Source organism: Bradyrhizobium monzae (genome assembly GCF_021458635.1).
GTDB lineage: Bacteria > Pseudomonadota > Alphaproteobacteria > Rhizobiales > Xanthobacteraceae > Bradyrhizobium.
Window position 1 is genome coordinate 1 of record NZ_JAIRDQ010000010.1, and the last position, 26,695, is coordinate 26,695.

Here is a 26,695-nt window from a genome sequence, read left to right on the forward strand (position 1 = left end):
CTAGGGCGCGTTAAGCGCTCATATTGCGCCTTGCCGACCCGGGCCCGGAGCGACTAGAGTGTACATCAGAGATGGTGTCGGCAATTTTTTCGGCCGCCATATGTTCTTATGTAGCCGCCGACGGAGCGGCACGCGAGGCTCGGCCAATAGCGCGAGCCGTTCTTTATTCACAGCGAAGCAAGCTCGAGTCGGCGCATCGCCTGCTTTCAGGCGTGGCCCCAGAAAGCCCCGGAACGCATGCATCAGGCCGCAAGCCTGCAATTCGACCGCGTGATGGACGAGCTCGTCCTTTGGCACGCAGTGCCCGAGGACGAACGCTCGCCAGCGCCAGCATGGTGGTGGGGACCGGCGATGGCGGTGTGCGAAGGACACGAGTTGATGCCACACGCATGGTGTTGTGAACTCGGCCTGCGCGACGGCTCAAGCTTTGCCGAAGGTGCGCAGGCCCTTTTCGCGCTGTTCGCCGCGCAAACGTCGTTGCCTTGGCCGGATGCCTTTCCGCGCAAAGCGAAAATCAAGCAAGACGACATCCGCGAATTGCAGCCGCTGCCGTCAGACGATAGCGCGTTTCAGCCGTAGCGCCGCGACCTCGTCCCCGACCGGATCCGTCTCCGGCTGGAGCGGCGGCGCGACGGACAGCTCCACCGGCCGCAGCAATTCGGCCATCTGCTTCGCGGGCAGCGGCTTCGCGATCAGGAAGCCCTGCATCTCGTCACAGCCATGGGTGCGCAGGAAGGCCTCTTGCTCTGCGTTCTCGACGCCCTCGGCGACCACGGTCATGCCGAGCGCCTTGCCCATGCTGATGATCGCCTGCGCGATCGCCTGGTCTTCCGAATCCTGCGGCAGATCGCGCACGAAGGAGCGGTCGATCTTGATGGTGTCGATCGGGAAGTGCTTCATCAGCGACATCGACGAATAGCCGGTGCCGAAATCGTCGATGGCAAGCCGAATGCCGCGGCTCTGAATGGCGTCGAGCACTTTCAGCGCGCGCCCGACATTGCGCATCATCATGCTCTCGGTAACCTCGAGCTGGAGCAACACCGGCGACATGCCGGAGGCCGCCAGGGCCTCGTCGACGTCCTGCAGCAAATGCTCGTCGGCAAATTGCCGCGGCGACAGGTTGACCGCCATCGACACCGGGAGCAGACCACGGCGCTGCCAGGCCATGGCCTGCGCGCACGCTTCCTTCACAACCCAGCGGCCGATCGGCACGATCAGGCCGGTCTCTTCCGCCAGCGGAATGAACTGTGCCGGCGAGACGTTGCCGAGATCGGGGTGGTTCCAGCGCAACAGCGCTTCCACGCCGGTGATCTGGCCGGTTTCCATGTCCACCTTGGGCTGATAATTCAGCGAGAACTGCTCGCGCTCCAGCGCCCGGCGCAACGCGCTTTCGAGCGATAACCGCTCGATCGACTGCGTCTTCACTTCCTTGGAGAAGAAGCGATAGCCGTTCTTGCCGTCTTCCTTGGCGAGATACATCGCCATGTCGGCGTTCTTGGTCAGCGTCTGCGCGTCGGCGCCGTTGGCCGGATACATCGCGATGCCGATCGAGGCCGTGGTGTGGCACTCATGGCCGGCGAGCTCCATGGGCTCGGCAAGCGCCGTCAACAGCCCGGTGGCGATGTGCTGGACGTCGTCGATCTCGCCGCACTGGTCGAGGATCACCACGAACTCGTCGCCGCCGAGACGGGCCACGACGTCGCTTGCCCGCAACGCACCGCGCAAACGGGTCGCCACCTCGAGCAGGAGCAAATCGCCGGCCTCATGGCCCAGCGAATCGTTGATGACCTTGAAGCGGTCGAGGTCGATGAACAGCACCGCGAAACGGTGATCGTGGCGCTGTGCCACGTCGATCGCCTCGCGCAGAAGCCCGTTGAAGGTCTCGCGGTTCGGCAGGTCGGTCAGGCTGTCATGCGACGCCAGATATTCGATGCGCTCGTCCGCCTCGTTCTTCTCGTCGGCGCGATCGAAATTCTCGATCGCAAAGGAGACGTTGTCGGCGAGACGCTGCAGCAGCTCGACGAACTCGGTGGTGAAGGTCTCCTGCTCGATCGACATGTAGATCATGACACCGACCGGCTTGTCGTGCGTGATCAGCGGGAACGCCGCGCCGGAGCGCGCGCCGTCACCCTGCAGCACGGCGTGGAAGGCGCTTACCCGATTGTCGTTGACGTAGTCGTTGCTGACGCAGGGCTGCCGGGTGCGGAACGCCGTGCCGCTCATGCCGCGGCCTTCGGGCCGGTCGGCATCGATGGAGAGACGAACATTCCGCGTGGTCTCGGCCGACGGTCCCGCGGCCGCGACGATCTCGAGCTGGTCGCTGTCGGCCTTGGCGAGCGCAATGGTCGTCGAGGTGAACTTGCCGCCGGTGGACGCGGCTTGACACACGAGCTCAAACAGCTCGCTGCGCGACTTGGCGCGGACGATCGCTTCATTGGTGGCGCTCAGCGCCGCGAACATGCGGGTCAGGCGCTCCTTCTGCGCCTCGGTCCGCGACCGCGCCTCGGCGCGATCGAAATTGTCGAGCGCGAAGGCCACATTGGCCTGGAGCCGCTGCAGCAGCTCGACGAATTCCGGCGTGAACGTGCCGCGTTCCGGCGAGTTGAAGAGAAAGACGCCTTCGACGCGGTCGCCATTGAACAGCGGCAGCGCGGCGGAGGATCCGATGCCGTTGCGGCGGGCGTTGGCCGCCCAAGGCGCGATCCGGTCGTCGGACAGCACGTCGTTGCTGATGCAGGGCTGGCGCGTCCGGAAAGCCGTTCCCGTCAACCCGCGCCCTTCGGCCACCTGGTCGGAGGTCGAGAACTTGAAGCTGCGGACCGTATCCGCATTCGGCCCGTAGCAGGCGGCGACGCGGAGCAGCCCGGCATCATGATCGACCAGCGCAATGGCGGCGGAAGTAAACTTGGCGCCCTTCGCGGTCGCTTCGCAGACCAGGTCGAACAGCTCGGCCCGCGAGTGCGCGCGCAGGATCGCCTCGTTGGTCGCGCTCAGCGCCGCATACATGCGGGCCAGGCGCTCCTCCTCCTCGGCGATCCGCGCCTTCTCGGCCTCGCGGTCGAAATTATCGATGGCGAAGCAAACGTTCTCGGCGATGCGGAGCATCAGCCCGACGACTTCCTCGTCCTTGGCCCAGGACTGGCTGAGGAAGGCCAGCATCACGCCGATGCTTTGGCCATGCTTGATCAGGGGCGCCGCGACAACTGCGGCGACGCCCGTGTTGATGTTGGCCCGCTCCCACGGCGTTCCCCTGGTGCGGCTCGCGAGATTGCGCTCGACGATGGGCTTCTGCGAACGAAAGACCTCGCCGGAAATGCCACGGCCATAGGGGTTCGCTGGATCGACCGAATAGCTGGTCTGGGCGACGATCTCCACGCTCGCACCGGTCCCGGCAACAGGCTTGAGCCAATGCGAATCCCGCTCCTTGAGCAGGACGAATGTCGCCAGCGACTTGCCGCCGTGCACGGAGGCATCGCACACGAGCTGGTACAGCTCTTGCTCGTTCTTCGCACGCAGGATGGCTTCGTTGGTCGCGCTGAGCGCGCCGAACATGCGGTTGAGACGTCGCGTCGCGCGCTCGCTGGTCTGCCGCGCGGTCTCGCGCGCGAAATTCTCCAGCGCGTAGGAAATATTGGCCGACATGCGCTCGAACAGCGACACCATCTGCGCGTCAAGCGATCCGGCCTCGCGGCGGGTCACGAACAGCACACCGACGCTCTCGCCGTTGCAGAGCAGCGGCAGCGCCGCGGCCGCTCCGATATTCGCCCTGGCCGCGCCGTCGCGCCACGCCAGCGAGCGCGGGTCGTTCAGATAATCGTTGCTGATGCAGAGCTGCTGGCTGCGAAACGCTTCACCGCCGACGCCGGTGCCCTCGGGCGTGCCGGCTTCGGTCGTGATCTCGATCGCGCGCAGGCGCGCCACATCGTCGCCACAGCCGGCGGCGAAGCGCAGCCGTTGGCCGTTCGGTTCGACCAGGAACACGGCAACGGCCATGAAGTCCCCGCTCGAAAACCCGGCGTCGCAGACCTTCTGGTGCAGCTCGTCCGGCGATTTCGCGTAGAGGATCGCTTCATTGATGGCGCTCAACGCCGCAAAGGTGCGCGCGAGTGTCGTCGGCACGATCTCAACTCCCGGGCATGTCTGCCGATTTATCCCGGCCGCTTTATGAACGGGGATCGCCTAAGTGGTCGTTATTGCGCGGTGTAAACCGCCGATCAAAGTGAACGAGCTACGAATGACGGCAGTGAAACTATCGAGAATACCGCCGCGCGGGAGGAAACTACGACCAAAGGCGCGCTCTCTTTGCGAAATTGCAGCCCTGTATTGGTTTACGGGAGATTGATATCGCGGCCCCGCTTTGAGACGATGCCTCCCAACAAGCAGCCCGTAAGGGCACAAAGCCGAGGGAACGCCATGCCCATCGTCAAGGCCGACCGCCTCACGCGCGTCGGCGCTGCGCTGCTCCGTGCCGCCGGAGCCTCCGAGGAAGAAGCCGACGCCGTTGCCGTCGGCTGCGTCAACGCCAATCTCGCAGGCCATGACTCCCACGGCGTAATCGCGGTTCCGACCTATATCGATCGTATCAAGGCCGGGCACATCGTCCCCGGCGCCAAATGGACCATCGTCCAGGAATCACCGACCACGACCGTGATCGACGGCCATTGGGGTTTTGGTTTCCACGTCAACGCGAAGGCGATGGCGCTGACGATCGAAAAGGCGAAGACGGCGAACGTCGCTGCCTGCACCGTGTTCCGGCAGAGTCATGTCGGCCGTCTTGCCGCCTATCCGCTGATGGCAATGCGCGAAGGCATGATCGGGATTGCCACCGCCGATTCCGGCCGCTCGCCGAAGCATGTGGCGCCGTTCGGCGGCAAGGAGGCGCGGCTCGGCACCAACCCGATCTCGATCGCGGTGCCATCGGATCTCGAGGCCCCGTTCTATCTGGACATGGCGACTTCAGCAGTTGCCGCCGGCAAGATCCAGCTCGCGGTCGCCCGCGGCGAGGAGATTCCGTCAGGATGGATCATCGATGCCGAGGGACGGCACACCACCGATCCCACGCAGTATCGCAAGGGTGGCGCGCTGCTGCCGCTCGGCGGCACCGAAGGTTACAAAGGTAGCGGTCTCGCCGCCATGGTCGAGGTGCTGTGCGGCCTGCTCACCGGATTGGGATTCGGCGTCGAGCCGACCGGGCGGCACAATGACGGATGCTTCATGGCGGTGTTCAACGTCGCCGCCTTCCGCCCGCTGAAGGAATTCAAGCGCGAGGTCGCGGAGTTCGCGCAGTACCTGAAATCGACGCCGCCGTCCGAAGGCAGCAAGGGCGTCTACTATCCCGGCGAGATCGAAGGCGTGCGCGAGCAGCAGCGCCTGCGCGATGGCATCGAGGTCGAGGACGCGACCTGGGAAAAACTGCGCGCGCTGGCGCGCGACTACAGGCTCGACACCGTCCTCGATCTGTCCTGAGGCAATTCGGAGAATAGCAGCATGAATCGGCAGATGGTCCTGGTCGGCTTCCTTCAGGCGCAGAACTGCACGAACTTGCCGAGCTCGTGGCGGCATCCGGACTCGCGCAGCGACTCGATGTCGGCGGATTATTACCAGGAGATCGCGAGGATTCTCGAGGCCGGCAAATTCCACATGGCGTTCTTCGACGATCGTCTCGCCATGCCGGACCGCTACGGCAACGACCACGCCCACACCGTCGAATACGGCATCCGCTGCGTGAAGATGGATCCTCTGATCGTGCTGACCGCGATGGGCCTTGTCACCGACAGACTGGGCCTCGGCGCGACCTGCTCGACCACTTATTACGAGCCCTTCGACGTCGCGCGCCGCTTTGCCACGCTCGATCTGATGTCGGGCGGACGCGCGGGCTGGAATGTCGTGACCTCGCTGAACGACGGCGAGGCGCTGAACATGGGGCGCGACTCCCATCCCGAACATGATTCCCGCTACGACAAGGCCGACGAGTTCATGGAGGTCGTGCTCGGCCATTGGGACACATGGGAGGACGGCGCACTCATCATGGACAAGACGAGTGGCCGCTTTGCCGATCCGACCAAGGTGAAGCGACTCGATCACAAGGGAGCTGCGTTCAAGTCGCGCGGACCGTTCACCGTGCCGCGCTCGGACCAGGGGCATCCCGTGATTATCCAGGCCGGCGCATCCGGTCGTGGCCAACGCTTTGCCGGCCGTGGGGTGAGGTGATTTTTACTGCCGCACGCAATCTCGCCGGCGCCAAGGACGGCTACGCCGCCGTGCGCAACGAGGCCGCGAAGGCCGGCCGCGATCCGGAGCAGATGTTCCTCTGCAATCTGACGACGCCGGTCTGCGCCGCGACCAAATCCGAAGCCGAGGACAGAATGGCGCTGATCAACAAGCTGCCGCTGGAGATCGACGCGCTGTCGCTGCTCGCCGAGGCGCTCAATTACGATTTCGCCTCCAAGGATCTCGACGCGCCGCTGACGACGGATGAACTGAAGAGCATGCAGGGCATTCTGGGCATACGTGACGGCGTGCTGAAGAACTCCGGCAAGAGCAATCCGAGTGCGCGCGACTTCGTCACGTTCTCCGGCCGCGGCCAGGTGCACGACGCCATGGTCGGCGGCCCCAAGGAGATCGCCGACAAGCTGGAGGAAATGTTCGTCGAGCGCGGCTGCGACGGCTTCGTCATCGCAGCGACTTATGTGCCCGGCTCCTACGCGGACTTCGTGCAACATATCGTGCCGGAATTGCAGCGGCGCGGGCTGTTCCAGAAGGAGTATCGCGGCAAGACACTGCGGGAAAATCTCGGGCTGAAGCGGCCGGCCGCCGGCGCCTGGAAAGTACAGCCGCGCGACGCTGCGGAATAACAACGAGGACAAGACATGCGCTGGCTGAAATTCACCGCCTCCGGCAAAACCTCCTGGGGCCTCGTCGCAGGCGGCCAGGTGATCGCGGTTGACGGCGATCCCTTCCGCGAATGGCAGCGCACCTCGCGCACGCATCTGCTTAGCGATGTGACGATCGAGCTGCCGCTGATCCCCCGCACCTTCTATTGCGTCGGCCTGAACTATCTGAAGCATCTGAAGGAAGCCGCCGACAAGCGCGGCGAAGTGCCGGCCGTCCCTGAACGACCCGAGATCGGCTATCGCGCGCAGAACGCGCTGATCGCGCATGACGAGGATGTCGTGATCCCGTCTTTCGCGACGGAGAAGATCCACTACGAGGGCGAACTCGCCGTCGTCATCGGCAAGAAGGTGAAGCATCTGACGGTCGAGAACGCGATGGATTGCGTGTTCGGCTACACCATCGGCAACGACGTCAGCGAGCGTTCCTGGCAGAAGGCCGACCGCAGCCTGTGGCGCTCTAAGAATGCCGACACGTTCAAGCCGATGGGCCCGTGGATCGAGACCGAGGCCGATCTTGCGACGATGGAAACGATCGTCCGCGTCAACGGCAAGGAGACCAACCGCTTCCACACCAACGACATGATCTTTGGCGTGGTGCCGTTCTTGGTCGAGCTGACGAAGTATTTTACGCTATGGCCGGGCGACGTGATCTGGATGGGTACGGATGGCGCCTCGCCTGATATCAGGCACGGCGATGTCGTCGAGATCGAGATCACCGGTGTGGGGACGTTGCGCAACCGGTTCGTGCGGGAGCAGCCATAACCGAGGTCAACTCGCGGTCCCTGAGCGGCTCTTCACATGGTCGATGAAGGCGCGCAGCTTCGGCAGGATTTGCCGATGACCCGGATAGTACAGGAACACACCCGGCGTCATCGGTGAGAATTGCTCCAGCACGCGGACCAGCTTTCCCGCCGCGATGGCGCCGCTGGCAAGCGGTGCGGGCACCTGCGCAAGACCCACGCCTTCGACCGCAGCGCCGAGCATCGTCGGGAAGTCATAGGCGATGAAGGGCCCCGACACCGCGATCTCGACAGAACGGCCGCTGTCGATCAACGACCACGATGCAAGCGCGCCGTTTGATCGTCGCATCCTCAAGCAGGCGTGCGTGCGCAGATCTTCCGGACGCTCGGGCCGGCCGGCGCGAGCGAGGTAGTCGGAGCTCCCCACGACAATGAGAGGGAGCGGCTTCGTCAGCCGCACAGCAATCATGTCGGGGGTGATGAACTGTCCCATCCTGATGCCGGCATCGAAACCTCCCGCCGCGAGGTCGACCATCTCTTCGCTTGCGGCAAGCTCTACCTCGATCTCCGGATAGGCCTGGCAGAACGAGGCGATCAGCGGCTCGAGCAGGATCGGGACGACCGAACGCGGCACGGTAAGGCGCAGCAGTCCAGCCGGCCGCTGGCCGAGTTCGCGCGCGGCCCCGCTTGCAGCGACGAGTTCCTCAAAGGCCGGTCTTGCGCGCGCGAAGAATCTTTCCCCGGCTTCTGTCAGGCCAACGCTACGGGTCGTGCGGATGAAGAGTGCAGCGCCCACGCGCGCCTCGAGCGCGCGGACCGCCTGACTGATGGCCGATGGCGTCACCCCGAGTTCAGCGGCCGCGCGGCGAAAACTGCGATGCTGGGCGACACTGAGGAACGCCTCGACGCCGTCGAGTGCGCCCTGCCTGACTGTGAAGTTCTGCTTCATAGCCCGTCAACATTATCGCGAATAGTCGGTCACGGGAAGCCGTTCTACATTCAGATTGCAAATGAGCCGCCCGGGAGAAGCGAAACCCATGAAGGCAATCCGCAACGCAGCCCTGACACTCGCCCTCACACTGACAGGTGTTACCACCATGACCGAACATTCCGCGGCCCAAGCACAAGTACAAGCACAAGCGCCGTCGCTCACGACCACCGGGGTCATGGTCATCCTGACCGTCAAGCCGGGCATCACACGTGAGCAAATCATGGCCGTCATGCCCGATGAAATCAGGCAGACCGTGCAGCTCTATCTCAACGGAAAAGTCCGTGAATGGTATTCGCGGTCCGATGGGCGCGGCGCCGTCTTCCTGTTGGATGCCCGGGACGATGCCGAAGCGCACGCGATCATGGATGCACTGCCGCTCGCCAGGCAGGATCTCATCGACCACGAATACATCGCAGTCGGCCCGCTCATGCCGCTCCGCCTGCTCATGACCAAACCCTGAGATCCGGTCGGCAATCGACCCGCTTCGAACCTCACCCGAAGGACCTCCGAACGTGCCACCGGGCTTCAACCTTCCATTTGTCCTCAGCGTCGCTGGCGCCTTCCTGACCAGCGCGGTGGTGGCCTCCGTCTATGTTTGGCCCTTCCTCCGTACGATGCCGCGCCATGACGCCCTGAGACTTCTCGCAGCCTTCCATGCGTTCCGCTTCCTGGGGATGAACTTCATGGTCGCTGGGTTCGTCTCCTCGGAGTTGAGCCCGGGTTTCGCCAGCGAAGTCGGCTGGGGCGATCTCATCGCCGCCACGCTCGCGCTCATGTCAATGGCAGCGCTGTCCTGGCGATGGTCGATCGCAACTCCGATGGTCTGGATCTTCAACGTGTGGGGCACGCTCGATCTCCTGAACGCGTACTATTTGGGCGCGACGAAGATTCAGAACCCCGGCCTGTTCGGCGCCGGCATTTATATCCCGGCGCTTTACGTGCCACTGCTGCTCGTCAGCCACGTCCTTGTCTTCATGCTGCTATTGAGGGCCGGATCGACGGAAGAAACCACCGTGATGCGGCAGGAGGAACGCCGATGAACACCGATACCGTTTCCGCCGGCGTGGTTGCGCTGCATCCCGTCCGGCTCAGCCTGATCTGGGCCGCCCTGTTCACGGCGCTGTGGACCTGGTTGATCTACGTGTTGCCCGCACTTCCGGAGAGCGGGGTGCCAGCCCTGGGCGTTCGGCTGATGGCTCACGGCCTCATCGCCCTCGGCTTGTGGCTCGGCCTCGAACGCACTCCGTTGACGCCAAGACAGCGCCAGGCGATCTGGCTGTCCATCATGATTCCCTTCACGCTTTGGGCCACCGTCGCCTGGACAGCAGCCATCAACGGCGCATTCCGCGCAGGCGCCTCCTCCCTGCCGCTGCTTCCCGCGGCGATCCTGCTGCCGGTGATCGTCGGCGCTCCCGTGCTGCTGTTGTCGAAACGGATCGGACAGCTGCTTGATGCAATGCCGGCAACATGGCTCATCGCCCTTCAGCTTTACCGGGTCTTCGGCAGCCAATGGCTCGCCTACTGGCTTCGAGGCGTGCTGCCGGGCCTCTGGGCGTTGCCGGCGGGAACAGGCGATGTCCTGACCGGTCTTTTCGCCGTGCCGGCGGCGATTGCCCTCGCAACCGGAACGGCTGAGGGACGGCGCGCGGCGATCCTTTGGAATGTGTTCGGCCTTGCCGATTTCGCCGTCGCGATCACCTTGGGCATGATCATGTCGCCCGGCCCCTTTCAGCTGATCATTCCGCAGGGTCCGAGCATGGGCGTCGATAGTTTTCCGAATGTGCTGACGCCCGCTTTCGTCGTGCCAAGCTCGATCCTGTTGCACGCCCTGTCACTGCGCCAGTTATTCCGTCTCAGTCCAGCCGAGACGATGTGAACGATGGCCGCGCCGAACGAAGCCTGTCAAAACGGCAGCGCCACGCTGGTCTTGATCTCCTTCAGCACCACGTTGCTGCGGACGTAGCGGATGCCGGGGATGCGGAACATGAACTCGTCGAGGAAGCGGTTGTAGGCCGCCATATCCTGCACGACGACGCGCAGATGATAATCGGCGTCGCCCGTCGTCGCAAAACACTCCAGCACCTCGCGACGCGTGGTGACGCGGGACACGAACTCGTCGACGAATTTGGCGTCGTGCCGCTCCAGCGAGACATGGAGGATGGCAGACATCGCGAACCCCGCCTGCTCGCGCGCGACCAGCGCCGCATAGCCCCGGATGACGCCGCTGTCCTCGAGCGCGCGCACCCGGCGCCAACAGGCCGAGGTCGACATGCCGACCTCGTCGGCGAGCTGCTGGTTGGTGGCGCGGCCGTCCGTCTGGAGGTGGGCAAGAATCCGCGCGTCCTGGTCTTCGATCATCGATGGCCCTCAAATCGGGTTAAATCTACCAAACTTAGATATCCGATGCAAAATTCTACCGTATTTGCACTCATGTCGGGACAAATGGGTAAGACCTACCAGCGCCCCAGGCCTAACCTTGGCCTATTCGGCAGGATGCCGCGCGAGGTCCGCAATGGACGCCATTCCGTCACTCGATGCCTACGAACTCTCCGACCGCTACGAACGCGAGGACGGCCGCGTCTTCCTCACGGGCACACAGGCCATCGTCCGCATCGCGCTCGACCAGCTCGGGCGCGACCGCGCCGCGGGGCTCAAAACCGCCGGCTTCATCTCCGGCTACCGCGGCTCACCGCTCGGCGGCGTCGATCTCGAGCTGTGGCGCATCCAGCAGCGATTGAAGCAGGACCGCATCGAATTCCTCCCCGCCGTGAATGAGGACCTCGCGGCAACCGCCGTGTTCGGCTCCCAGCAGGTCGAGACCCAAGCCGATCGCGAGGTCGATGGCGTCTTCGGGCTCTGGTACGGCAAGGGCCCCGGCGTCGATCGCTCCGGCGACGCGCTCAAGCACGGCAATGCCTATGGCTCGTCGCCGCATGGCGGCGTGCTGGTGGTCGCCGGCGACGACCACGGCTGCGTCTCGTCCTCGATGCCGCACCAGTCCGACGTCGCCTTCATGAGCTGGTTCATGCCGACGCTGCACCCCGCAAGCGTCGGCGAATATCTCGAATTCGGTGAGTACGGCTACGCGCTGAGCCGCTTCTCCGGCATGTGGGTCGGCTTCAAGGCGATCTCGGAGATCGTCGAGTCGGGCGCGTCCCTTGCGCTGCGCCCACCGCGCCTGTTCCGCACGCCCGACTTCACCCCGCCGCCGGGCGGACTGCACTATCGCTGGCCCGACCTGCCGGGACCGCAGATCGAGGAGCGGCTGGAAGCGAAAAAGCACGCGGTCTACGCCTTCGCCAAGGCCAATCCGATCGACCGCCATATCTACGACATTGCAAACGCCACCTACGGCATCGTCACCACAGGCAAGGCGCATCTCGACCTGATGGAAGCGCTGCGGCTGATGGGCCTCGATGAAGCCGCCTGCCGCAGCATCGGCATCGACATCTACAAGGTCGGCATGGTCTGGCCGCTGGCGCTGCACGACGCCATGGATTTCGTGAAGGGCAAGCGCGAGATCCTCGTGGTCGAGGAGAAGCGCGGCATCATCGAGAGCCAGTTCAAGGAATATTTCTACGACTATCCCGGCGCGAAGCCCGAACGGATGGTCGGCAAGCACGACGAAACCGGCGCGCGGCTGATCTCGTGGACCGGCGAACTTTCGCCTCGCGCGCTGGCGTCCGTGCTGGCCCGGCGGCTCGATCCGATGTTTCCGGGCCTCAATCTCGCCGCCCGCGCCGCCACGCTGCTGCCAGAGGCCGAGCGCTCGATCAACGTGTCGGGCGCGACGCGCACGCCCTATTTCTGCTCGGGATGTCCGCACAACAGTTCGACAAAAGTGCCCGAGGGATCGAAGGCGCTGGCCGGCATCGGCTGCCATTTCATGGCGAGCTGGATGGACCGCGAGACCTCGTCGCTGATCCAGATGGGCGGAGAAGGCGTCAACTGGGCGGCGTCGTCGCGGTTCACCGGCCACAAGCACGTCTTCCAGAATCTCGGCGAAGGCACTTACTACCATTCCGGCTCGATGGCGATCCGGCAGGCGATCGCCGCAAAGGCCAACATCACCTACAAGATCCTGTTCAACGACGCCGTCGCCATGACCGGCGGCCAGCCGGTCGACGGTCCGATCAGCGTGCATGCCATCGCGCACAGCGTCCGCGCCGAGGGCGTGGCTCGCATCGCGCTGGTGTCGGACGATCCCGCGCAGTTCTCGCCCGCGGATCTGCCTGGCGGCGTCACCATTCATCCGCGCGAGGAGATGGACGCCGTGCAGCGCGAGCTGCGCGACGTCAACGGCGTCTCGGTGCTTATCTATCAGCAGACCTGCGCCACCGAGAAGCGGCGCCGGCGCAAGCGCGGGCAGATGGCCGATCCCAAACGCTTTGCCTACATCAACGATCTCGTCTGCGAGGGCTGCGGCGACTGCTCGGTCGAGTCCAACTGCCTCAGCGTCGAGCCGAAGGAGACGCCTTTCGGCCGCAAGCGGCAGATCAACCTGTCGGCATGCAACAAGGATTTTTCCTGCCTCAACGGGTTTTGCCCGAGCTTTGTCACCGTCGAAGACGCGACGCGCCGGAAGAAGAGCGCGAGCGAGATCGATGCCATCGGTCGTGCCGCCGCGCTCCCCCTCCCCACCCCAGCCACGCTCGATCGCCCTTACGACCTGCTCGTGACCGGCGTCGGCGGCACCGGCGTGATCACGGTCGGCGCGCTGATCGGGATGGCCGCGCATCTGGAACGACGCGGAGTCTCGGTGCTGGATTTTACCGGCTTTGCGCAGAAGTTTGGTCCGGTGCTGAGCTACATCCGCCTCGCCTCGAGTCCCGAAGCACTGCACCAGGTCCGCATCGACCAGGGCGCGGCCGATGCGCTGATCGGCTGCGACCTCGTCGTCAGCTCCTCGCCGAAGGCGTCCGGCACCTATCGCCGCGGCACGCGCGCTGCAATCAACACCGCGGAGATGCCGACCGGCGACGTGGTCCGCTTCCGCGACGCCGATCTTGCCTCGCCTGCCCGCCTGCGCGCGATCGGCCGCGTCATCGGCAACGACAATCTCGACAGCATCGATGCCAACGCCCTGGCCGAGCAGCTGCTCGGCGATGCCGTCTATGCCAACATCATCATGCTGGGCTTCGCCTGGCAGCGCGGATTGGTACCGACTTCACTGTCGGCGCTGCTGCGCGCGATCGAGCTCAACGGCGTCGCGGTCGAACGCAACAAGCAGGCTTTTGCCTGGGGCCGGATCGCCGCCGCCGATCCGGAGTTTCTGCCGAAGGCGAGGGAGACGCCGAAGGCCGAGACGCTCGACCAGCTCATCGCCCGCCGCGCGGATTTCCTCACCGCCTATCAGGATGACGCTTATGCGGCGCGCTATCGAACACGCGTCGCAAAAGTTCGTGCGGCCGAATCCACCATCAACAGCGAGGCTCTGACCGAGGCCGTCGCCCGCGCCCTCTTCAAGCTGATGGCCTACAAGGATGAGTACGAGGTCGCGCGCCTGCACATGCAGACCGGCTTTCTCGACGAGCTGAACGGCGAGTTCGAGGAAGGTTTTCGCGTGCAGTATCATCTCGCCCCACCGTTCCTGCCATCGAAGCACGACGCTCGCGGCCGCCCGCGCAAGCGCGCTTTCGGCCAGTGGATCCAGACGCCGCTCGCGGTGCTGGCGCGACTCAAAATGCTGCGCGGAACGCGGTTCGATCCGTTCGGCTATACGGCCGAGCGGCGCGCTGAGCGAGAGCTGATCGGCTGGTATGAGGGCGTCATCGTGCAAATGCTGGATCGGATCGAGCCCGCGCATCTGCCCGATCTCGTCGCCATCGCCAAAGCCCCGATGGAAATCCGCGGCTACGGCCCGGTGAAGGACATCGCGATCGCGAAGGTGAAGCCCGAGGTCGAGCGGCTGCTCGCCGCTCTGGCCAAATCTTCATCGGCAAAGAAGCGCGCGTACGGTTGACGCGACGCCACCGAGGCTTCAGCCTCCTGGATTGACGAGGCTCCGTCATGGAACCCCGCAATCGGGTGGCGCATCATGAATTTCGACGAGTTGACCCTGACCCAGGCCGCAGCCGAGCTCGCCGCCGGGAAAATCACGAGCCACGCGCTCACCTCCGAGGCGCTCGCCCGGGCCAAGGCCAACGCTGATCTGAACGCCTTCGTCACTCTGGATGAGGAAGGTGCCCTTAAGGCCGCCGTCGCGTTCGACACGCAGGGCGCGGGCGCCGGGAACAGACCGCTCGGCGGCGTTCCCATCGCGATCAAGGACAACATCGAGGTGGCCGGGCTGCCCTGCACCGCCGGAACGCCGGGGCTGAAGACCTTCATTCCAGGCGCTGACGCGCCGGTCGTTGCGAAGTTGCGCGCCGCGGGCGCCGTCATCATCGGCAAGACCAACATGCACGAGCTTGCGTTCGGTATCTCCGGCTACAACACCGCGTTCAAGACCGGCGCCGAATACGGCGTCCGTAACGCCTACAATCGCGCGCTGATTGCCGGTGGCTCCTCTTCCGGAACCGGCGCCGCAATCGGAGCGCGGATCGTGGCGGGCGGGCTCGGCACCGATACCGGCGGATCAGTGCGCGTGCCCGGCGCGCTGAACGGTTGTGCCTCGCTGCGGCCGACCCTCGGCCGTTATCCGCAAGCGGGCATCGCGCCGATCTCGCATACCCGCGACACCGCGGGCCCGATGGCGGCCACCATGGCGGATATCGCGCTGCTCGATCGGGTCATTGCAGGTGGTGATGCGGTTCAGCCGGCAGATCTCGGTCAGATCCGTCTCGGCCTCGTGAAGAGCATGCTGACGAATCTCGACGAAGACACGGAGGCCGCGTTCCACGCCGCCCTCGCCCAATTGAAGCCGCAAGGCGTGACCGTGATCGACATCGAGATGCCGGAGCTGGCCCAGCTCAACGGCCAGGTCGGATTTCCGGTCGCGCTCTACGAGGCCTATGACGACATGGTCGCCTATCTCAAGCGCGCGGGCACGGGCGTGACCATCGACGCAATGGTCGCGCAAATCGCGAGCCCCGACGTCAAGGGCACCTATGAGGGCCTGGTGCTGCCGCGCAAATTGCCGGCCCCCGACGGCAGCCTTGTTGATGCGAAGCCGCTTTACGATCACGCCATCAATGTCGCGAGGCCCGCGCTCCAGGCGCTATATCAGCAGACCTTTGCAAGCAACCGGCTCGACGCGATCGCTTTTCCGACCACACCGCGGGTGGCGATCGCCTCCAATCCGGAGTCCAGCAGCCTCGAGAATTTCGGACTGTTCATCCAGAACACCGACCCCGGCAGCAATGCCGGCATTCCCGGCCTCCAGATTCCGATTGCTCTGGGTGCGACGAGCAAATTGCCGATTGGGCTTGAACTGGATGGCCCGTCGGGCAGCGATGAGCGATTGCTTGCGATCGGGATGGCGCTAGACAGCGTGTTTCGACGGCTGCCGGCGCCCCGTTGATGCACTCGTAGGGTGGGCAAAGCGCAAGCGTGCCCACCATTTCTCTGTCATTACGAGGAGCTCGCGACAAAATTGCGAAGCAATTTTGCGCTGATGCGACGAAGCAATCCAGAGTCTCTCTGCGGGGGGATTCTGGATTGCTTCGCTACGCTCGCAATGACGGAGGGACCGTGGGCACGGCGCGTCGCGCCTTTGCCCACCCTACGGCACCGTGCCAGCTAAGAATACGGATTGATCAGCTTCTGCTGCTCGGCGCTGTGATCCACGAGCATGTCGATGAAGGTCCGGACCTTCGCCGACAGATGATGGCGATGCGGATAAACCGCGTTCATCGACATCTCGACCGGCCGGTATTCCGGGAGCAAGCGGATCAGACGGCCAGCGTCGAGATCGTCGCTCACCAGAAATCCTGCAAGCAGGCCGATGCCGGCGCCCTCGATCACCATCCGTCGCAGCGCTTCGCCGCTGTTGGTGACGAGGCTGCCCGAGATGCGCACCGAGGCGGGCGCGCCCTTGCGATCGAAGAAGCGCCACTCGTCGCCGAAGGGATAGTTGAGGTGACGGCCGCAATTGTGCTCGGTGAGCTCGGCGAGCTGCTGCACGCGGCCATGCTTTTCGAGATAATCGTGCGAGCAGCACAGCACGTGGCGCCAGGTGGCGAGGCTGCGAACGATCAGGCTCGAATCCGGCGGCGGCGTCATGCGCAGCGCGACGTCATAGCCCTCCTCGATCAGATCGACATTGGCCTCGCCCATGCGCAAATCGACCTTCACCTCCGGATAGGTCGACAGCAGCTTTGCCACGACGCCCGCGACGAAGGGCACCATGTGGGTAGCGGAGTGAATCCGCAGCGTGCCCCGCGGCACCGACTGCAAGGCTCCCGCGATGTCGTCGGCCTGCTCGATGTCCGACAGGATCTGGATACAGCGGTCGTAATAGGCCTTGCCGATCTCGGTGACGCTGACCTTGCGGGTGGTGCGGTTGAGCAGCCGCGCGCCAAGCCGCTCCTCGAGCGCCTGGATGTGATTGCTGACCATGGTCGTGGACATGTTGAGCTTGCGGGCGGCGGCGGAGAACCCGCCGGTATCAACGACCCGGACGAATGCGGTCAGGCTGGTCAGCCGGTCCATGGGCGCCTCGGATTATGCAGCATGAGTGGACAATCATTTTGCTTTTTGGCGGATTATCACAAGCGCCGGGACAGCGCATCTTGCCGGCATGAACAGCGCGCCCCGTCGGACCGGGACGTCTGGGAATCCGGAGGATGCCGTGTCGAACGCGACTTATACCACTGAAACTACTAGAGAAATCAGCCTAAAGCCGTCCCGCCAAGCGATCAAGCGGGCGGCCCTCGGCCTCGCGCTTGCCCTCGGCATCGCTGTGGCCGGCGACTTTGGCTACAATTACCTGACGACCGGCCGCTACCTGGAATCGACCGATGACGCCTATGTGAAGGCCGATTCCACCATCATCGCCCCAAAGGTGTCGGGCTACATCGGCCAAGTGCTGGTCGGCGACAACGAGAAGGTGAGAGCGGGCCAGGTGCTGGCCAGAATCGACGACCGCGACTTCAAGGCCGCGCTCGGCCAGGCCCGCGCAGATGTGGCCGCGGCCGAAGCCTCGGTTCGGAACCTCGATGCCCAGCTCGAACTGCAACAGCCGATCATCGAGCAGAGCACCGCTGATGTCACAGCCGCCGATGCCAATCTGAAATTCGCGCAGGAAGAGCGCGCCCGCTACGACGACCTCATGAAGTCGGGTTCAGGCACGATCCAGCGCGCGCAGCAGACCGATGCGGCGCTCCGCGCCAGCAACGCGCAACTGCAGCACGCCAAGTCGGGCCTGGTGGCCGCACAGCGCAAGGTAGACGTGCTGACCACCCAGCGCGCCCAGGCCACCGCCCAATTGGATCGCGCTCGCGCGGTCGCAGACCAGGCCGAGCTGAACCTGTCCTACACCGAGATCACCGCGCCTGTTGACGGCACGGTCGGCGCCCGCAGCTTGCGCGTCGGCCAATACGTGCAGGCCGGCACGCAATTGATGGCGGTGGTGCCGCTCGACGCGGTCTATGTCGTGGCGAATTTCAAGGAGACGCAGCTCACGCATGTGCGCGCCGGCCAGCCGGTCGAGCTGGTCGTCGACAGCTTTCGTAATCGCACGCTGCATGGTCATGTCGACAGCCTTTCGCCGGCGAGCGGGCTTGAATTCGCGCTGCTGCCTCCCGACAATGCGACGGGTAACTTCACCAAGATCGTGCAGCGCGTGCCGGTAAAGATCGTGCTCGACGATCACAGCCTGACCGGCCTGCTGCGGCCCGGCATGTCGGCCGTGCCGACCGTCGACACCAAGGCAACCGTGGTGGCCGAGCGCGAGACCGCCAAGCGTGTTGCTGAAAATACGTCTCGCCCGAACGGCGGCTGACGCCGCGGGATCCCGGCAGGATTATCAAGTCCAGCCGGATGATCCTTCCCGGACATACCCGATTATCGAAAACATCCGTCTAACGCATCCTGTCTCCGCAACCGAGACGAGGCATCCATGAGCACGATCCAACCGACCCTCAACGCAGCTTCCGCCGCCAACCTCCCCGCTCCGGCTGCGGTGCCCGCCACACCCGCCGTCTCGGCCAAGACTTGGATCGCGGTGATCGGTGCCACGCTCGGCGCCTTCATGGCGGTGCTGAACATCCAGATCGTCAACGCCTCGCTCGCCGACATCCAGGGCGCGATCGGCGCCGGCATCGACGACGGCGGCTGGATCTCGACGTCCTACCTGATCGCCGAGATTGTGGTGATCCCGCTCTCCGGCTGGCTTGCCCAGGTGTTCTCGATCCGGATCTATCTGCTCACCAACGCGATCCTGTTCCTTCTTCTCTCCGCGGCCTGTGCGCTGGCGCAGGACCTGCCGCAGATGATCGTGCTGCGCGCCGTGCAGGGTTTCACCGGCGGTGTGCTGATCCCGATGGCGTTCACGCTGATCATCACGCTGCTGCCGCGCGCCAAGCAGCCGGTGGGTCTCGCGCTGTTCGCGTTGTCGGCCACGTTTGCGCCGGCGATCGGCCCGACCATCGGCGGCTATCTCACCGAAAATTTCGGCTGGCAGTACATTTTCTATGTCAACCTCGTGCCCGGCGCAATCATGGTCGGCATGCTCTGGTACGCGCTCGACGCCAAGCCGATGAAGCTGTCGCTCCTGCGCGAGGGTGACTGGGCCGGCATCATCACCATGGCGATCGGCCTCTCCGCGCTTCAGACCGTGCTGGAAGAAGGCAACAAGGACGACTGGTTCGGTTCGCCCTTCATCGTCAAGCTGTCGGCCATCGCGGCCGTGGCGCTGACCGCCTTCCTGGTCATCGAGCTGACGGTGAAGAAGCCGCTGTTGAACCTGCGCCTGCTGGTCCGCCGCAATTTCGGCTTCGGCATGCTCGCCAACTTCCTGCTCGGCGTCGCGCTGTACGGTTCGGTGTTCATCCTGCCGCAATATCTGTCGCGCATCCAGGGCTACAATTCCGAGCAGATCGGCATGGTGCTGGCCTGGACCGGACTGCCGCAACTGTTGCTGATTCCCCTGGTTCCGCGCCTGATGCAGAAATTCGACGCGCGGATCATCATTGGCATCGGCTTCGTGCTGTTCTCAGGCTCGAACTTCATGAACATCTACATGACCAACGACTATGCCGCCGATCAGCTGCTGTGGCCCAACGTCGTCCGCGCCATCGGTCAGGCGCTGGTGATGGCGCCACTGTCGGCGGTGGCGACCGCCGGCATCGAGCCCGAGAACGCGGGCTCGGCCTCCGGCTTGTTCAACATGATGCGCAACCTCGGCGGCGCCGTCGGCATAGCATTGCTGCAGACCGTGCTGACCAAGCGCGAGCAGTATCACTCCAACGTGCTGACACAGTCGGTCTCGGTGTTCGAGCAGGCGACCCGCACGCGGCTGGAGCAGCTCACGCAGTATTTCATCAATCACGGCGTGCTCGACCGCGCCGATGCCGCGCATCGCGCCTATGTCGCGATTGGCCATGTCGTGCAGAAGCAGGCTTACATCTTCGCTTTCAGCGACACCTTCTATCTGCTCGGCCTGGCGCTGATCGTGGCCTTCATCGCCTCCCTCTTCCTGAAGAAGCCCCGCCATGTCTCGGCCGGTGGTGCCCACTGACCTCAACCCCGAACAAGGAGAACGACCATGAAGCCCCGCATGAATTTCTACCAGGCCGCCCCCGACACGATGAAGGCGCTGATGGCGCTGGAAGAGCAGATCCAGTCCACCGGACTCGAGAAATCGCTGATCGAGCTCGTCAAGATCCGGGCCTCGGAGATCAACGGCTGCGCCTTCTGCATCAACATGCACACCGAGGACGCCCGCAAGCGCGGCGAGACCGAACAGCGCATCTATCTGCTCAACGCCTGGCGCGAATCTCCGCTCTATACCGATCGCGAGCGCGCCGCGCTGGCCTGGACCGAGGCGGTGACGCTGATCGCGGAAACGCGCGCGCCCGACGACGTCTACGCCGAGGTGCGTGCGCAGTTCTCCGACGCGGAGACGGTGAACCTCACCATGCTGATCGGCGCCATCAATGCCTGGAACAGGCTAGCCATCGCATTCCGCGCAGTTCATCCGGTAAAGGTGAAGGCATCGGTGGCATAGGCCACAAGGGCAAGTCTCGTAGGGTGGGCAAAGCAAAGCGTGCCCACCACTCTATCGAAATCGCTGAGAGACGGTGGGCACGGCGCGAGTGCGCCTTTGCCCACCCTACGACAGGGGGGTGCGCGGCTTAGACCGCCGTCGCTTTCGCGAACTCCACATAGATCTCGCGAAGCCGCGCGGCGAGCGGGCCGGGCTTGCCGTCGCCGACCTTCTTTCCGTCGATCGCCACCACCGGCTGCACGAACAGCGACGCCGATGTCGCAAAGGCCTCCTTCGCGGCGAGCGCCTCTTCCACCGTGAAGGAACGTTCCTCGACGCGGAGCTGGCGCTCTTCGGCGAGCGCGACCACGGCCTTGCGGGTGCAGCCCGGCAGGATCGCATTGGAGTTCTTGCGGGTGACGATGACGTCGTCCTTGGTGAGGATGAACGCAGACGACGAGCCACCTTCGGTGACGTAGCCGTCTTGCAGCATCCAGGCCTCGCCGGCGCCGGCCTCGGCCGCTGCCTGCTTCGCCAGCACCTGCGCCAGCAGCGCCACGCTCTTGATGTCGCGCCGCTCCCAGCGGATGTCGGGCACCGTGATCACGTTGATGCCGGTCTTGGCGGAAGCTGCGTTGACGATGTCCTTTTCGGAGGTGAACATCACCAGGCTCGACTTGACGTCGTCCTTGGGGAAGGCGAAGTCGCGGCCCTTGTCGGCGCCGCGCGTGACCTGGAGATAGACCAGGCCGTTCACGACCTTGTTGCGGGCGATCAGCTCCTTCTGGATCTCGGTGATGCGCTCGACCGTCTCCGGCAGTCTCAAGCTGATCTCGCCGACCGAGCGCTCCAGCCGCGCCAGATGCGAGGCGTTATCGACCAGCTTGCTGTCGAGCACGGCCGAAACCTCGTAGATGCCGTCGGCAAACAGGAAGCCGCGGTCGAGCACCGAGATCTTCGCGTCCAAGAGCGGGACGAATGAGCCGTTGACGTAGGCGGTCGAATCCAAGGCTGGTCTCCAGAAAAAGGGGGATTTGGCGCGATTATACGCCAATCGGGGACGCCGAGCACCCTCGTTTCGTCATTTCGGGGCGGCGCGTAGCGCGAGCTATGATGCGCAAGTGCGCATCATAGCTCGCGCTACGCGCGGTGGAGTTAGTGTGACAGAATCTTCGACAAGAACTTCTGCGCGCGGTCGCTGCGGGGCTTGCCGAAGAAATCGTCCTTCGGGGCGTCCTCGACGATCTCGCCGCGGTCCATGAAGATCACGCGGTTGGCGACCTTGCGGGCAAAGCCCATTTCGTGGGTCACGACCATCATGGTCATGCCTTCGCGGGCGAGATCCACCATGACGTCGAGCACTTCGCTGATCATTTCGGGATCGAGTGCCGAGGTCGGCTCGTCGAACAGCATGGCGATGGGGTCCATGGCGAGCGCGCGCGCGATGGCGACGCGCTGCTGCTGGCCGCCGGAGAGCTGCGCCGGAAATTTCTGCGCATGCTCCTTCAGGCCGACGCGGTCGAGCAGTGCCATGCCCTTGGTCATGGCCTTGTCGTGTCCGCGGCCCAGCACCTTCTCCTGGGCGAGGCAGAGGTTGTCGATGATCTTGAGATGCGGGAACAGCTCGAAGTGCTGGAACACCATGCCGACGCGCGAGCGCAGTTTTGGCAGATTGGTCTTGCGATCGTTGACCTTGATGCCGTCGATGCTGATATCGCCCTTCTGGAACGGCTCCAGCGCATTGACGCATTTGATGAGCGTCGACTTGCCCGAACCGGACGGACCGCACACCACCACCACCTCGCCCTTGGCAACGCTGGTGGTGCAATCGGTCAACACCTGGAAGGTCGGGGTGTACCATTTATCGACGTGGCTGATTTCGATCATGACGGGCCCTAGCGGATGATGGCGATGCGCGCCTGGAGGCGGCGGACGCCGAAGGACGCAATACAGGAAATGGTGAAGTAGACGATGGCGGCAAACAGGTACATCTCGACCAGACGGCCGTCGCGCTGCGCGACCTTGCTGGCTGCACCGAGGAAATCGGTGATCGACAGCACGTAGACCAGCGAGGTGTCCTGGAACAGCACGATGGTCTGCGTGATCAGCACCGGCAGCATGTTGCGGAACGCCTGCGGCAGCACGACGTAGCGCATGGTCTGCGCATAGGTCAGGCCGAGCGCGCTGGCGGCGGCCGGCTGCCCCCGCGAGATCGACTGGATGCCGGCGCGCATGATCTCGGAGAAGTAGGCCGCCTCGAACATGATGAAGGTGATGAGCGAGGAGGCGAACGCGCCGACGCTGATCGGCCGCGAGGCGCCGGTCAGCCACTGTCCGATATAGGGCACCAGGAAGTAGAACCAGAAGATCACCAGCACCAGCGGCAGCGAGCGCATGAAGTCGACATAGAAACCGGCGATGCGCCCAAGCGTCTTGAAGCCGGACAGCCGCATCAGCGCAATCGCAGTACCGAAGATCAGGCCGCCGAGCGCGGAGAGCGCGGTCAGCATCACCGTGAAGCTCATGCCCTCGTAGAACAGATAGGGCAGCGCGCGGATGATGACGCCGAAATCGAAATTACTGAACATCGCGCTATTTCCCCGTGATGTAGCCGGGGATCGCGACGTAGCGCTCGAGGAAGCGCATGGCGGTCACGACGACGGCGTTGACGAGGAGATACAGAAGGGTCGCAGCAGTGAAGGCCTCGAACACCTGGAACGAGAATTCCTGCATCGAGCGCGCCTGTCCGGTCAGCTCGAGCAGGCCGATGGTGATGGCGACTGCCGTGTTCTTGATGGTGTTGAGGAACTCCGAGGTCAGCGGCGGCAGGATGATGCGGAACGCCATCGGCAGCAGCACGTAGCGATAGCCCTGCACCGTGGTCAGCCCCAGCGCGGTCGCGGCCATCTTCTGCCCGCGCGGCAGCGAACCGATGCCCGCCTGCAATTGTACCGCGACGCGCGCCGACATGAAGAAACCGATGCCGATCGCCGCCGTCCAGAACGGCGCATTCGGCAATTGCTTCAGCCACAGGCCGGCAGACTTCGGCAGCAGCTCCGGCAGCACGAAGAACCACAGGAACAGCTGCACCAGCAGCGGCATGTTTCGGAAGAACTCGACCCAGCAGAAGCCGATCCAGGACGCCGTCTTCGACGGCAGCGTGCGCAGCACGCCGATGATCGTGCCGAAGATCAGCGCGATGATCCAGGCGAGCACGCCCGTCTTCAGGGTCAGCACCAGTCCGGACAGCAGCATGTCAAGATAGGTGCCGGTCCCCATCGGGTTCGGCTCGAAAAAAATTCCCCAGTTCCAGTGGTAGTTCACGTGTCCCCCGCGCGAACGCGCCCTTTAGAGAAGTCTTGGGCGATTATGCAAATGTCCGGCCACTCTGTTGTCAAGAGTGGCCGGACATGATCCGACCGCAAGGGGTCGAGTGTCGATCTTACTTGTAGTCGTCCGGATTCGGCGAGTCCGAAGGCTTGGCGAACTCATTCTTCAGCTCGGACGAAATCGGCGTGTTGAGGTTCAGGCCCTTCGGCGGGATCTTCTGGGTGAACCACTTTTCATAGATCTTCTGGCCTTCGCCCGAGGTGTAGACAGCAGCGGTTGCCGCGTCGACCACCTTCTTGAATGGCGCGTCATCCTTGCGCAGCATGATGCCGTAGGGCTCGGGCTTGGAGAACGCATCCTTTGAGATGACGTAGTCGTCCGGCGCCTTCGAGCCGGCAACGAGGCTCGCCAGCAGGATGTCGTCCATCACGAAGGCGACCGCGCGGTCGGTCTCGACCATCAGGAACGCTTCGGCGTGGTCCTTGGCCGGGATGATGTTGGCACCGAGCTTCTTCTCGACGTTGGCTTCGGTCAGCTGCTTGATGTTGGTGGTGCCGGCGGTGGAGACCACCGTCTTGCCCTTGAGGTCGTCGATCGACTTCAGCCCGCTCGCCTTCTTGAAGACGTAGCGGCTGGCGGTCAGGAAGTGGGTGTTGGTGAAGGCGACCTGCTTCTGGCGCTCGACATTGTTGGTGGTCGAGCCGCATTCGAGGTCGATGGTGCCGTTGGCCATCAGCGGGATACGGGTCGCCGAGGTCACCGGATTGAGCTTCACCTCGAGCTTGTCGAGCTTGAGCTCCTTCTTCACGGCGTCGACGATCTTGTAGCAGATGTCCATCGCGAACCCGACGGGCTTCTGGTTGTCGTCGAGATAGGAGAACGGGATCGAGGAATCGCGGAAGCCGAGCGTGATGGCGCCGGTGTCCTTGATGTTCTTGAGGGTGCCGGTCAGCTCCTCGGCGCCGGCCTGGCTGACGACAAAGGTCGCGGCGAGCGCAAGGCCGATGTAACGGAAGTGTTTCACTTTTTCTCCCCTTTCAGGATGATGCGGCCGGATGCAAGCACATCTCGGCCAGGATTAGAATGTGACTTTCGGCTGGATGCCGGCTCAGGTTAACGGGCGCGGCAATTCGCCGAGATCCCAGAACAGCCCGGCCATCACCGTCAAGGCCTCTTCGGTCAATGGCAGCAGGATGTGCTCATTGGGCGCATGCTGGGAGCAGCCGGGATAGGAGTGCGGGACCCAGATCGTCGGCAGATCCAGGATCTCGGAAAATACGTCGTTCGGCAGCGAGCCGCCGAAGTTCGGCAGCACCGCCGGCGCCTTGCCGGTGGTATTCTGGACTGAATCCGCCGCCCATTTGATCCAGGGACTGTCGAAATCGGTGCGCGAGGCGGCAAAGCTCTGGGCCGCCCGCACCTCGACCATCGGAAAGCCCCTGGCGACCAGATGGGCGCGGACAGCGTCGATCAGGCCATCAACCTTTGTACCGACCACGAAACGCAGTTGCAGCACAGCATTGGCGTGACCGGGAATGGCGTTCGCCGGCTTCCCGATATTGCCGGACGACATCGCCAGCACTTCCAGCGTGTTCCAGGCATAGAGCCGCTCGGCCGCGGACAGACCGTCCTCGCCCCAATTCTCCGCAAGCGCCGGCTCGTCCTCGGTGGGCACCACCTGCACATCGGCAAGGTAGCTGCGGATCTGGTTGGTGAGGCGCGGCGGCTTCAGCGCGTCAAGCTGGAGCCGGCCGTGGCCGTCGACCAGCGTCGAAATCGCGTTGACGAGGATGGTCGCGGGATTGGCGAGCACGCCGCCCCAATTGCCGGAATGATGACCGCCGTCGCGCAGGTTCACGTCGAGATGGATGCGGATGCCGCCGCGGCAGCCTAGGAACAGCGTCGGCCGATCCGCCGACAGCCGCGGCCCGTCGGAGGCCATGAACAGATCGGCTTTGAGCGCGTCGCGGTTGAGGTCGCAGACCTTGCCGAGATCAGGCGATCCGATCTCCTCGCCCATCTCGACGATGAATTTTGCATTGAACCCGAGCTTGCCGCCGCGGGCCTCGCGCACCGCGCGGAGCGCGGCCATGTTGATGCTGTGCTGACCCTTGTTGTCCGCGGTGCCGCGGCCATAGAGGCGAATGCCTGCCGCCGTCGTGCGCCAGGGATCGCGGTCGTCGCGCCACTCGCCCTCCATGCCGTCGACGACGTCGCCGTGGCCATAGAGCAGCACGGTTGGTAGTGAGGCACTCTCGTGGTGTTCGGCGAACAGGAACGGCGCCTTCCCGCTCGGGGATTCGACGATGCGGCTCTCGAAATCGAGCGCGGCGAAGGCTGGCCGCATCTCCTGTTCCAGATAGGCGCGCAGCTCGGGACCGCGCGACGGATTCTGGCTTTCGGTCTTGAAGCCGACACGGCGGTCGAGTTCAGCGAGGAACGCGCCGGATTTGAAGTCGTCGCGGGCGCGGGCGATGGCGTCGGCTCTGGTCATGGCTTGTTTTTCGAGGCTTTGGGACGAAGGACCCTACACGGTAGTGTGCCCTTCGAAAGTGGCGGGAAGTCAGGTTGTTCTTGGCATTTCGTTCTTGCTCTCTTGAGATTGGCTTGCCAAGGGCAGGAGCGCTGCTGATTTTGGTCTTGCCAATACCCA

General features: G+C 64.1%; 21 protein-coding genes and 1 pseudogene. 12 read left to right on the forward strand and 10 right to left on the reverse strand.

Features of this window, described 5'->3' with window-relative positions; translation table 11 throughout:
• The first annotated feature begins 237 nt into the window (after positions 1-237).
• On the forward strand, positions 238-579 hold the full coding sequence (locus K3F49_RS29340) for a hypothetical protein (RefSeq protein WP_234684384.1): 342 nt from the start codon (positions 238-240) through the stop codon (positions 577-579).
• On the opposite strand, the gene K3F49_RS29345 is transcribed toward K3F49_RS29340, so the two are convergent.
• On the reverse strand, positions 553-4,119 hold the full coding sequence (locus K3F49_RS29345; protein WP_234684385.1) for a bifunctional diguanylate cyclase/phosphodiesterase: 3,567 nt from the start codon (positions 4,117-4,119) through the stop codon (positions 553-555). The two genes, K3F49_RS29340 and K3F49_RS29345, sit on opposite strands and share 27 nt — an antisense overlap.
• A 294-nt stretch (positions 4,120-4,413) precedes the next feature.
• On the opposite strand from K3F49_RS29345, the gene K3F49_RS29350 reads away from it, so the two are divergent.
• The 3 genes and pseudogenes from K3F49_RS29350 (at position 4,414) to K3F49_RS29360 (ending at position 7,655) form a co-directional block, all read left to right on the forward strand.
• Positions 4,414-5,466 (forward strand): Ldh family oxidoreductase, encoded by a 1,053-nt coding sequence (locus K3F49_RS29350; protein WP_234684386.1) that lies wholly within the window; start codon positions 4,414-4,416, stop codon positions 5,464-5,466.
• 21 nt (positions 5,467-5,487) lie between these two features.
• Positions 5,488-6,854: pseudogene (locus tag K3F49_RS29355) on the forward strand (LLM class flavin-dependent oxidoreductase).
• 15 nt (positions 6,855-6,869) lie between these two features.
• Complete coding sequence (locus K3F49_RS29360) at positions 6,870-7,655, forward strand: fumarylacetoacetate hydrolase family protein (protein WP_234684387.1); 786 nt, start codon at positions 6,870-6,872, stop codon at positions 7,653-7,655.
• A 6-nt stretch (positions 7,656-7,661) separates the two neighbouring features.
• On the opposite strand, the gene K3F49_RS29365 is transcribed toward K3F49_RS29360, so the two are convergent.
• Entirely contained in the window at positions 7,662-8,582 is a 921-nt protein-coding gene (locus tag K3F49_RS29365; RefSeq protein WP_234684388.1) for a LysR family transcriptional regulator, read from the reverse strand.
• Positions 8,583-8,670: 88 nt separating this feature from the next.
• Between K3F49_RS29365 and K3F49_RS29370 the strand changes: the two genes are divergently transcribed.
• From K3F49_RS29370 to K3F49_RS29380, 3 genes are read left to right on the forward strand one after another with little or no spacing between them, the layout of a single operon-like run.
• Complete coding sequence (locus tag K3F49_RS29370; RefSeq protein WP_234684389.1) at positions 8,671-9,084, forward strand: hypothetical protein; 414 nt, start codon at positions 8,671-8,673, stop codon at positions 9,082-9,084.
• 52 nt (positions 9,085-9,136) lie between these two features.
• Entirely contained in the window at positions 9,137-9,664 is a 528-nt protein-coding gene (locus tag K3F49_RS29375) for a hypothetical protein (protein WP_234684390.1), read from the forward strand.
• A gap of 23 nt (positions 9,665-9,687) precedes the next feature.
• On the forward strand, positions 9,688-10,500 hold the full coding sequence (locus K3F49_RS29380) for an MFS transporter (RefSeq protein WP_234684391.1): 813 nt from the start codon (positions 9,688-9,690) through the stop codon (positions 10,498-10,500).
• Between the two features lie 26 nt (positions 10,501-10,526).
• Here K3F49_RS29380 and K3F49_RS29385 read toward each other — a convergent pair whose 3' ends face one another.
• Positions 10,527-10,982: an Lrp/AsnC family transcriptional regulator gene (locus K3F49_RS29385; RefSeq protein ID WP_234684392.1), complete on the reverse strand. Its 456-nt coding sequence runs from the start codon at positions 10,980-10,982 to the stop codon at positions 10,527-10,529.
• Positions 10,983-11,136: 154 nt separating this feature from the next.
• Here K3F49_RS29385 and K3F49_RS29390 point away from each other — a divergent pair, with 154 nt between their 5' ends.
• A complete protein-coding gene (locus K3F49_RS29390; protein ID WP_234684393.1) occupies positions 11,137-14,586 on the forward strand; it encodes an indolepyruvate ferredoxin oxidoreductase family protein in 3,450 nt (1,149 codons plus the stop codon).
• A 75-nt stretch (positions 14,587-14,661) separates the two neighbouring features.
• Positions 14,662-16,086: an indoleacetamide hydrolase gene (gene iaaH / locus K3F49_RS29395; protein ID WP_234684394.1), complete on the forward strand. Its 1,425-nt coding sequence runs from the start codon at positions 14,662-14,664 to the stop codon at positions 16,084-16,086.
• Between the two features lie 218 nt (positions 16,087-16,304).
• Here the strand turns inward: iaaH and K3F49_RS29400 are convergent, their stop codons facing one another.
• Positions 16,305-17,216, reverse strand: a complete 912-nt coding sequence (locus tag K3F49_RS29400) for a LysR family transcriptional regulator (protein WP_234684395.1) — start codon at positions 17,214-17,216, stop codon at positions 16,305-16,307.
• Between the two features lie 139 nt (positions 17,217-17,355).
• Between K3F49_RS29400 and K3F49_RS29405 the strand changes: the two genes are divergently transcribed.
• From K3F49_RS29405 to K3F49_RS29415, 3 genes are all read left to right on the forward strand, one after another.
• The gene (locus K3F49_RS29405) at positions 17,356-18,507 is read left to right on the forward strand and encodes an HlyD family secretion protein (protein ID WP_234684396.1); all 1,152 of its coding nucleotides are present in this window, start codon (positions 17,356-17,358) and stop codon (positions 18,505-18,507) included.
• Positions 18,508-18,624: 117 nt separating this feature from the next.
• A complete protein-coding gene (locus tag K3F49_RS29410; RefSeq protein ID WP_234684397.1) occupies positions 18,625-20,244 on the forward strand; it encodes an MDR family MFS transporter in 1,620 nt (539 codons plus the stop codon).
• Positions 20,245-20,271: 27 nt separating this feature from the next.
• Complete coding sequence (locus K3F49_RS29415; protein WP_234684398.1) at positions 20,272-20,733, forward strand: carboxymuconolactone decarboxylase family protein; 462 nt, start codon at positions 20,272-20,274, stop codon at positions 20,731-20,733.
• A 127-nt stretch (positions 20,734-20,860) separates the two neighbouring features.
• Here K3F49_RS29415 and K3F49_RS29420 read toward each other — a convergent pair whose 3' ends face one another.
• The 6 genes from K3F49_RS29420 to K3F49_RS29445 all read right to left on the reverse strand — a co-directional run bounded on the left by K3F49_RS29420 (position 20,861) and on the right by K3F49_RS29445 (position 26,536).
• The gene (locus K3F49_RS29420) at positions 20,861-21,721 is read right to left on the reverse strand and encodes a D-amino-acid transaminase (RefSeq protein ID WP_234684399.1); all 861 of its coding nucleotides are present in this window, start codon (positions 21,719-21,721) and stop codon (positions 20,861-20,863) included.
• Between the two features lie 146 nt (positions 21,722-21,867).
• Positions 21,868-22,599: an amino acid ABC transporter ATP-binding protein gene (locus tag K3F49_RS29425; RefSeq protein WP_234684400.1), complete on the reverse strand. Its 732-nt coding sequence runs from the start codon at positions 22,597-22,599 to the stop codon at positions 21,868-21,870.
• Positions 22,600-22,607: 8 nt separating this feature from the next.
• Complete coding sequence (locus K3F49_RS29430; protein ID WP_234684401.1) at positions 22,608-23,300, reverse strand: amino acid ABC transporter permease; 693 nt, start codon at positions 23,298-23,300, stop codon at positions 22,608-22,610.
• Positions 23,301-23,304: 4 nt separating this feature from the next.
• Entirely contained in the window at positions 23,305-24,036 is a 732-nt protein-coding gene (locus tag K3F49_RS29435) for an amino acid ABC transporter permease (RefSeq protein WP_234684402.1), read from the reverse strand.
• Positions 24,037-24,154: 118 nt separating this feature from the next.
• Complete coding sequence (locus K3F49_RS29440) at positions 24,155-25,066, reverse strand: amino acid ABC transporter substrate-binding protein (RefSeq protein WP_234684403.1); 912 nt, start codon at positions 25,064-25,066, stop codon at positions 24,155-24,157.
• An 84-nt stretch (positions 25,067-25,150) separates the two neighbouring features.
• Positions 25,151-26,536 (reverse strand): M20 family metallopeptidase, encoded by a 1,386-nt coding sequence (locus K3F49_RS29445; RefSeq protein WP_234684404.1) that lies wholly within the window; start codon positions 26,534-26,536, stop codon positions 25,151-25,153.
• Positions 26,537-26,695: the final 159 nt, after the last annotated feature.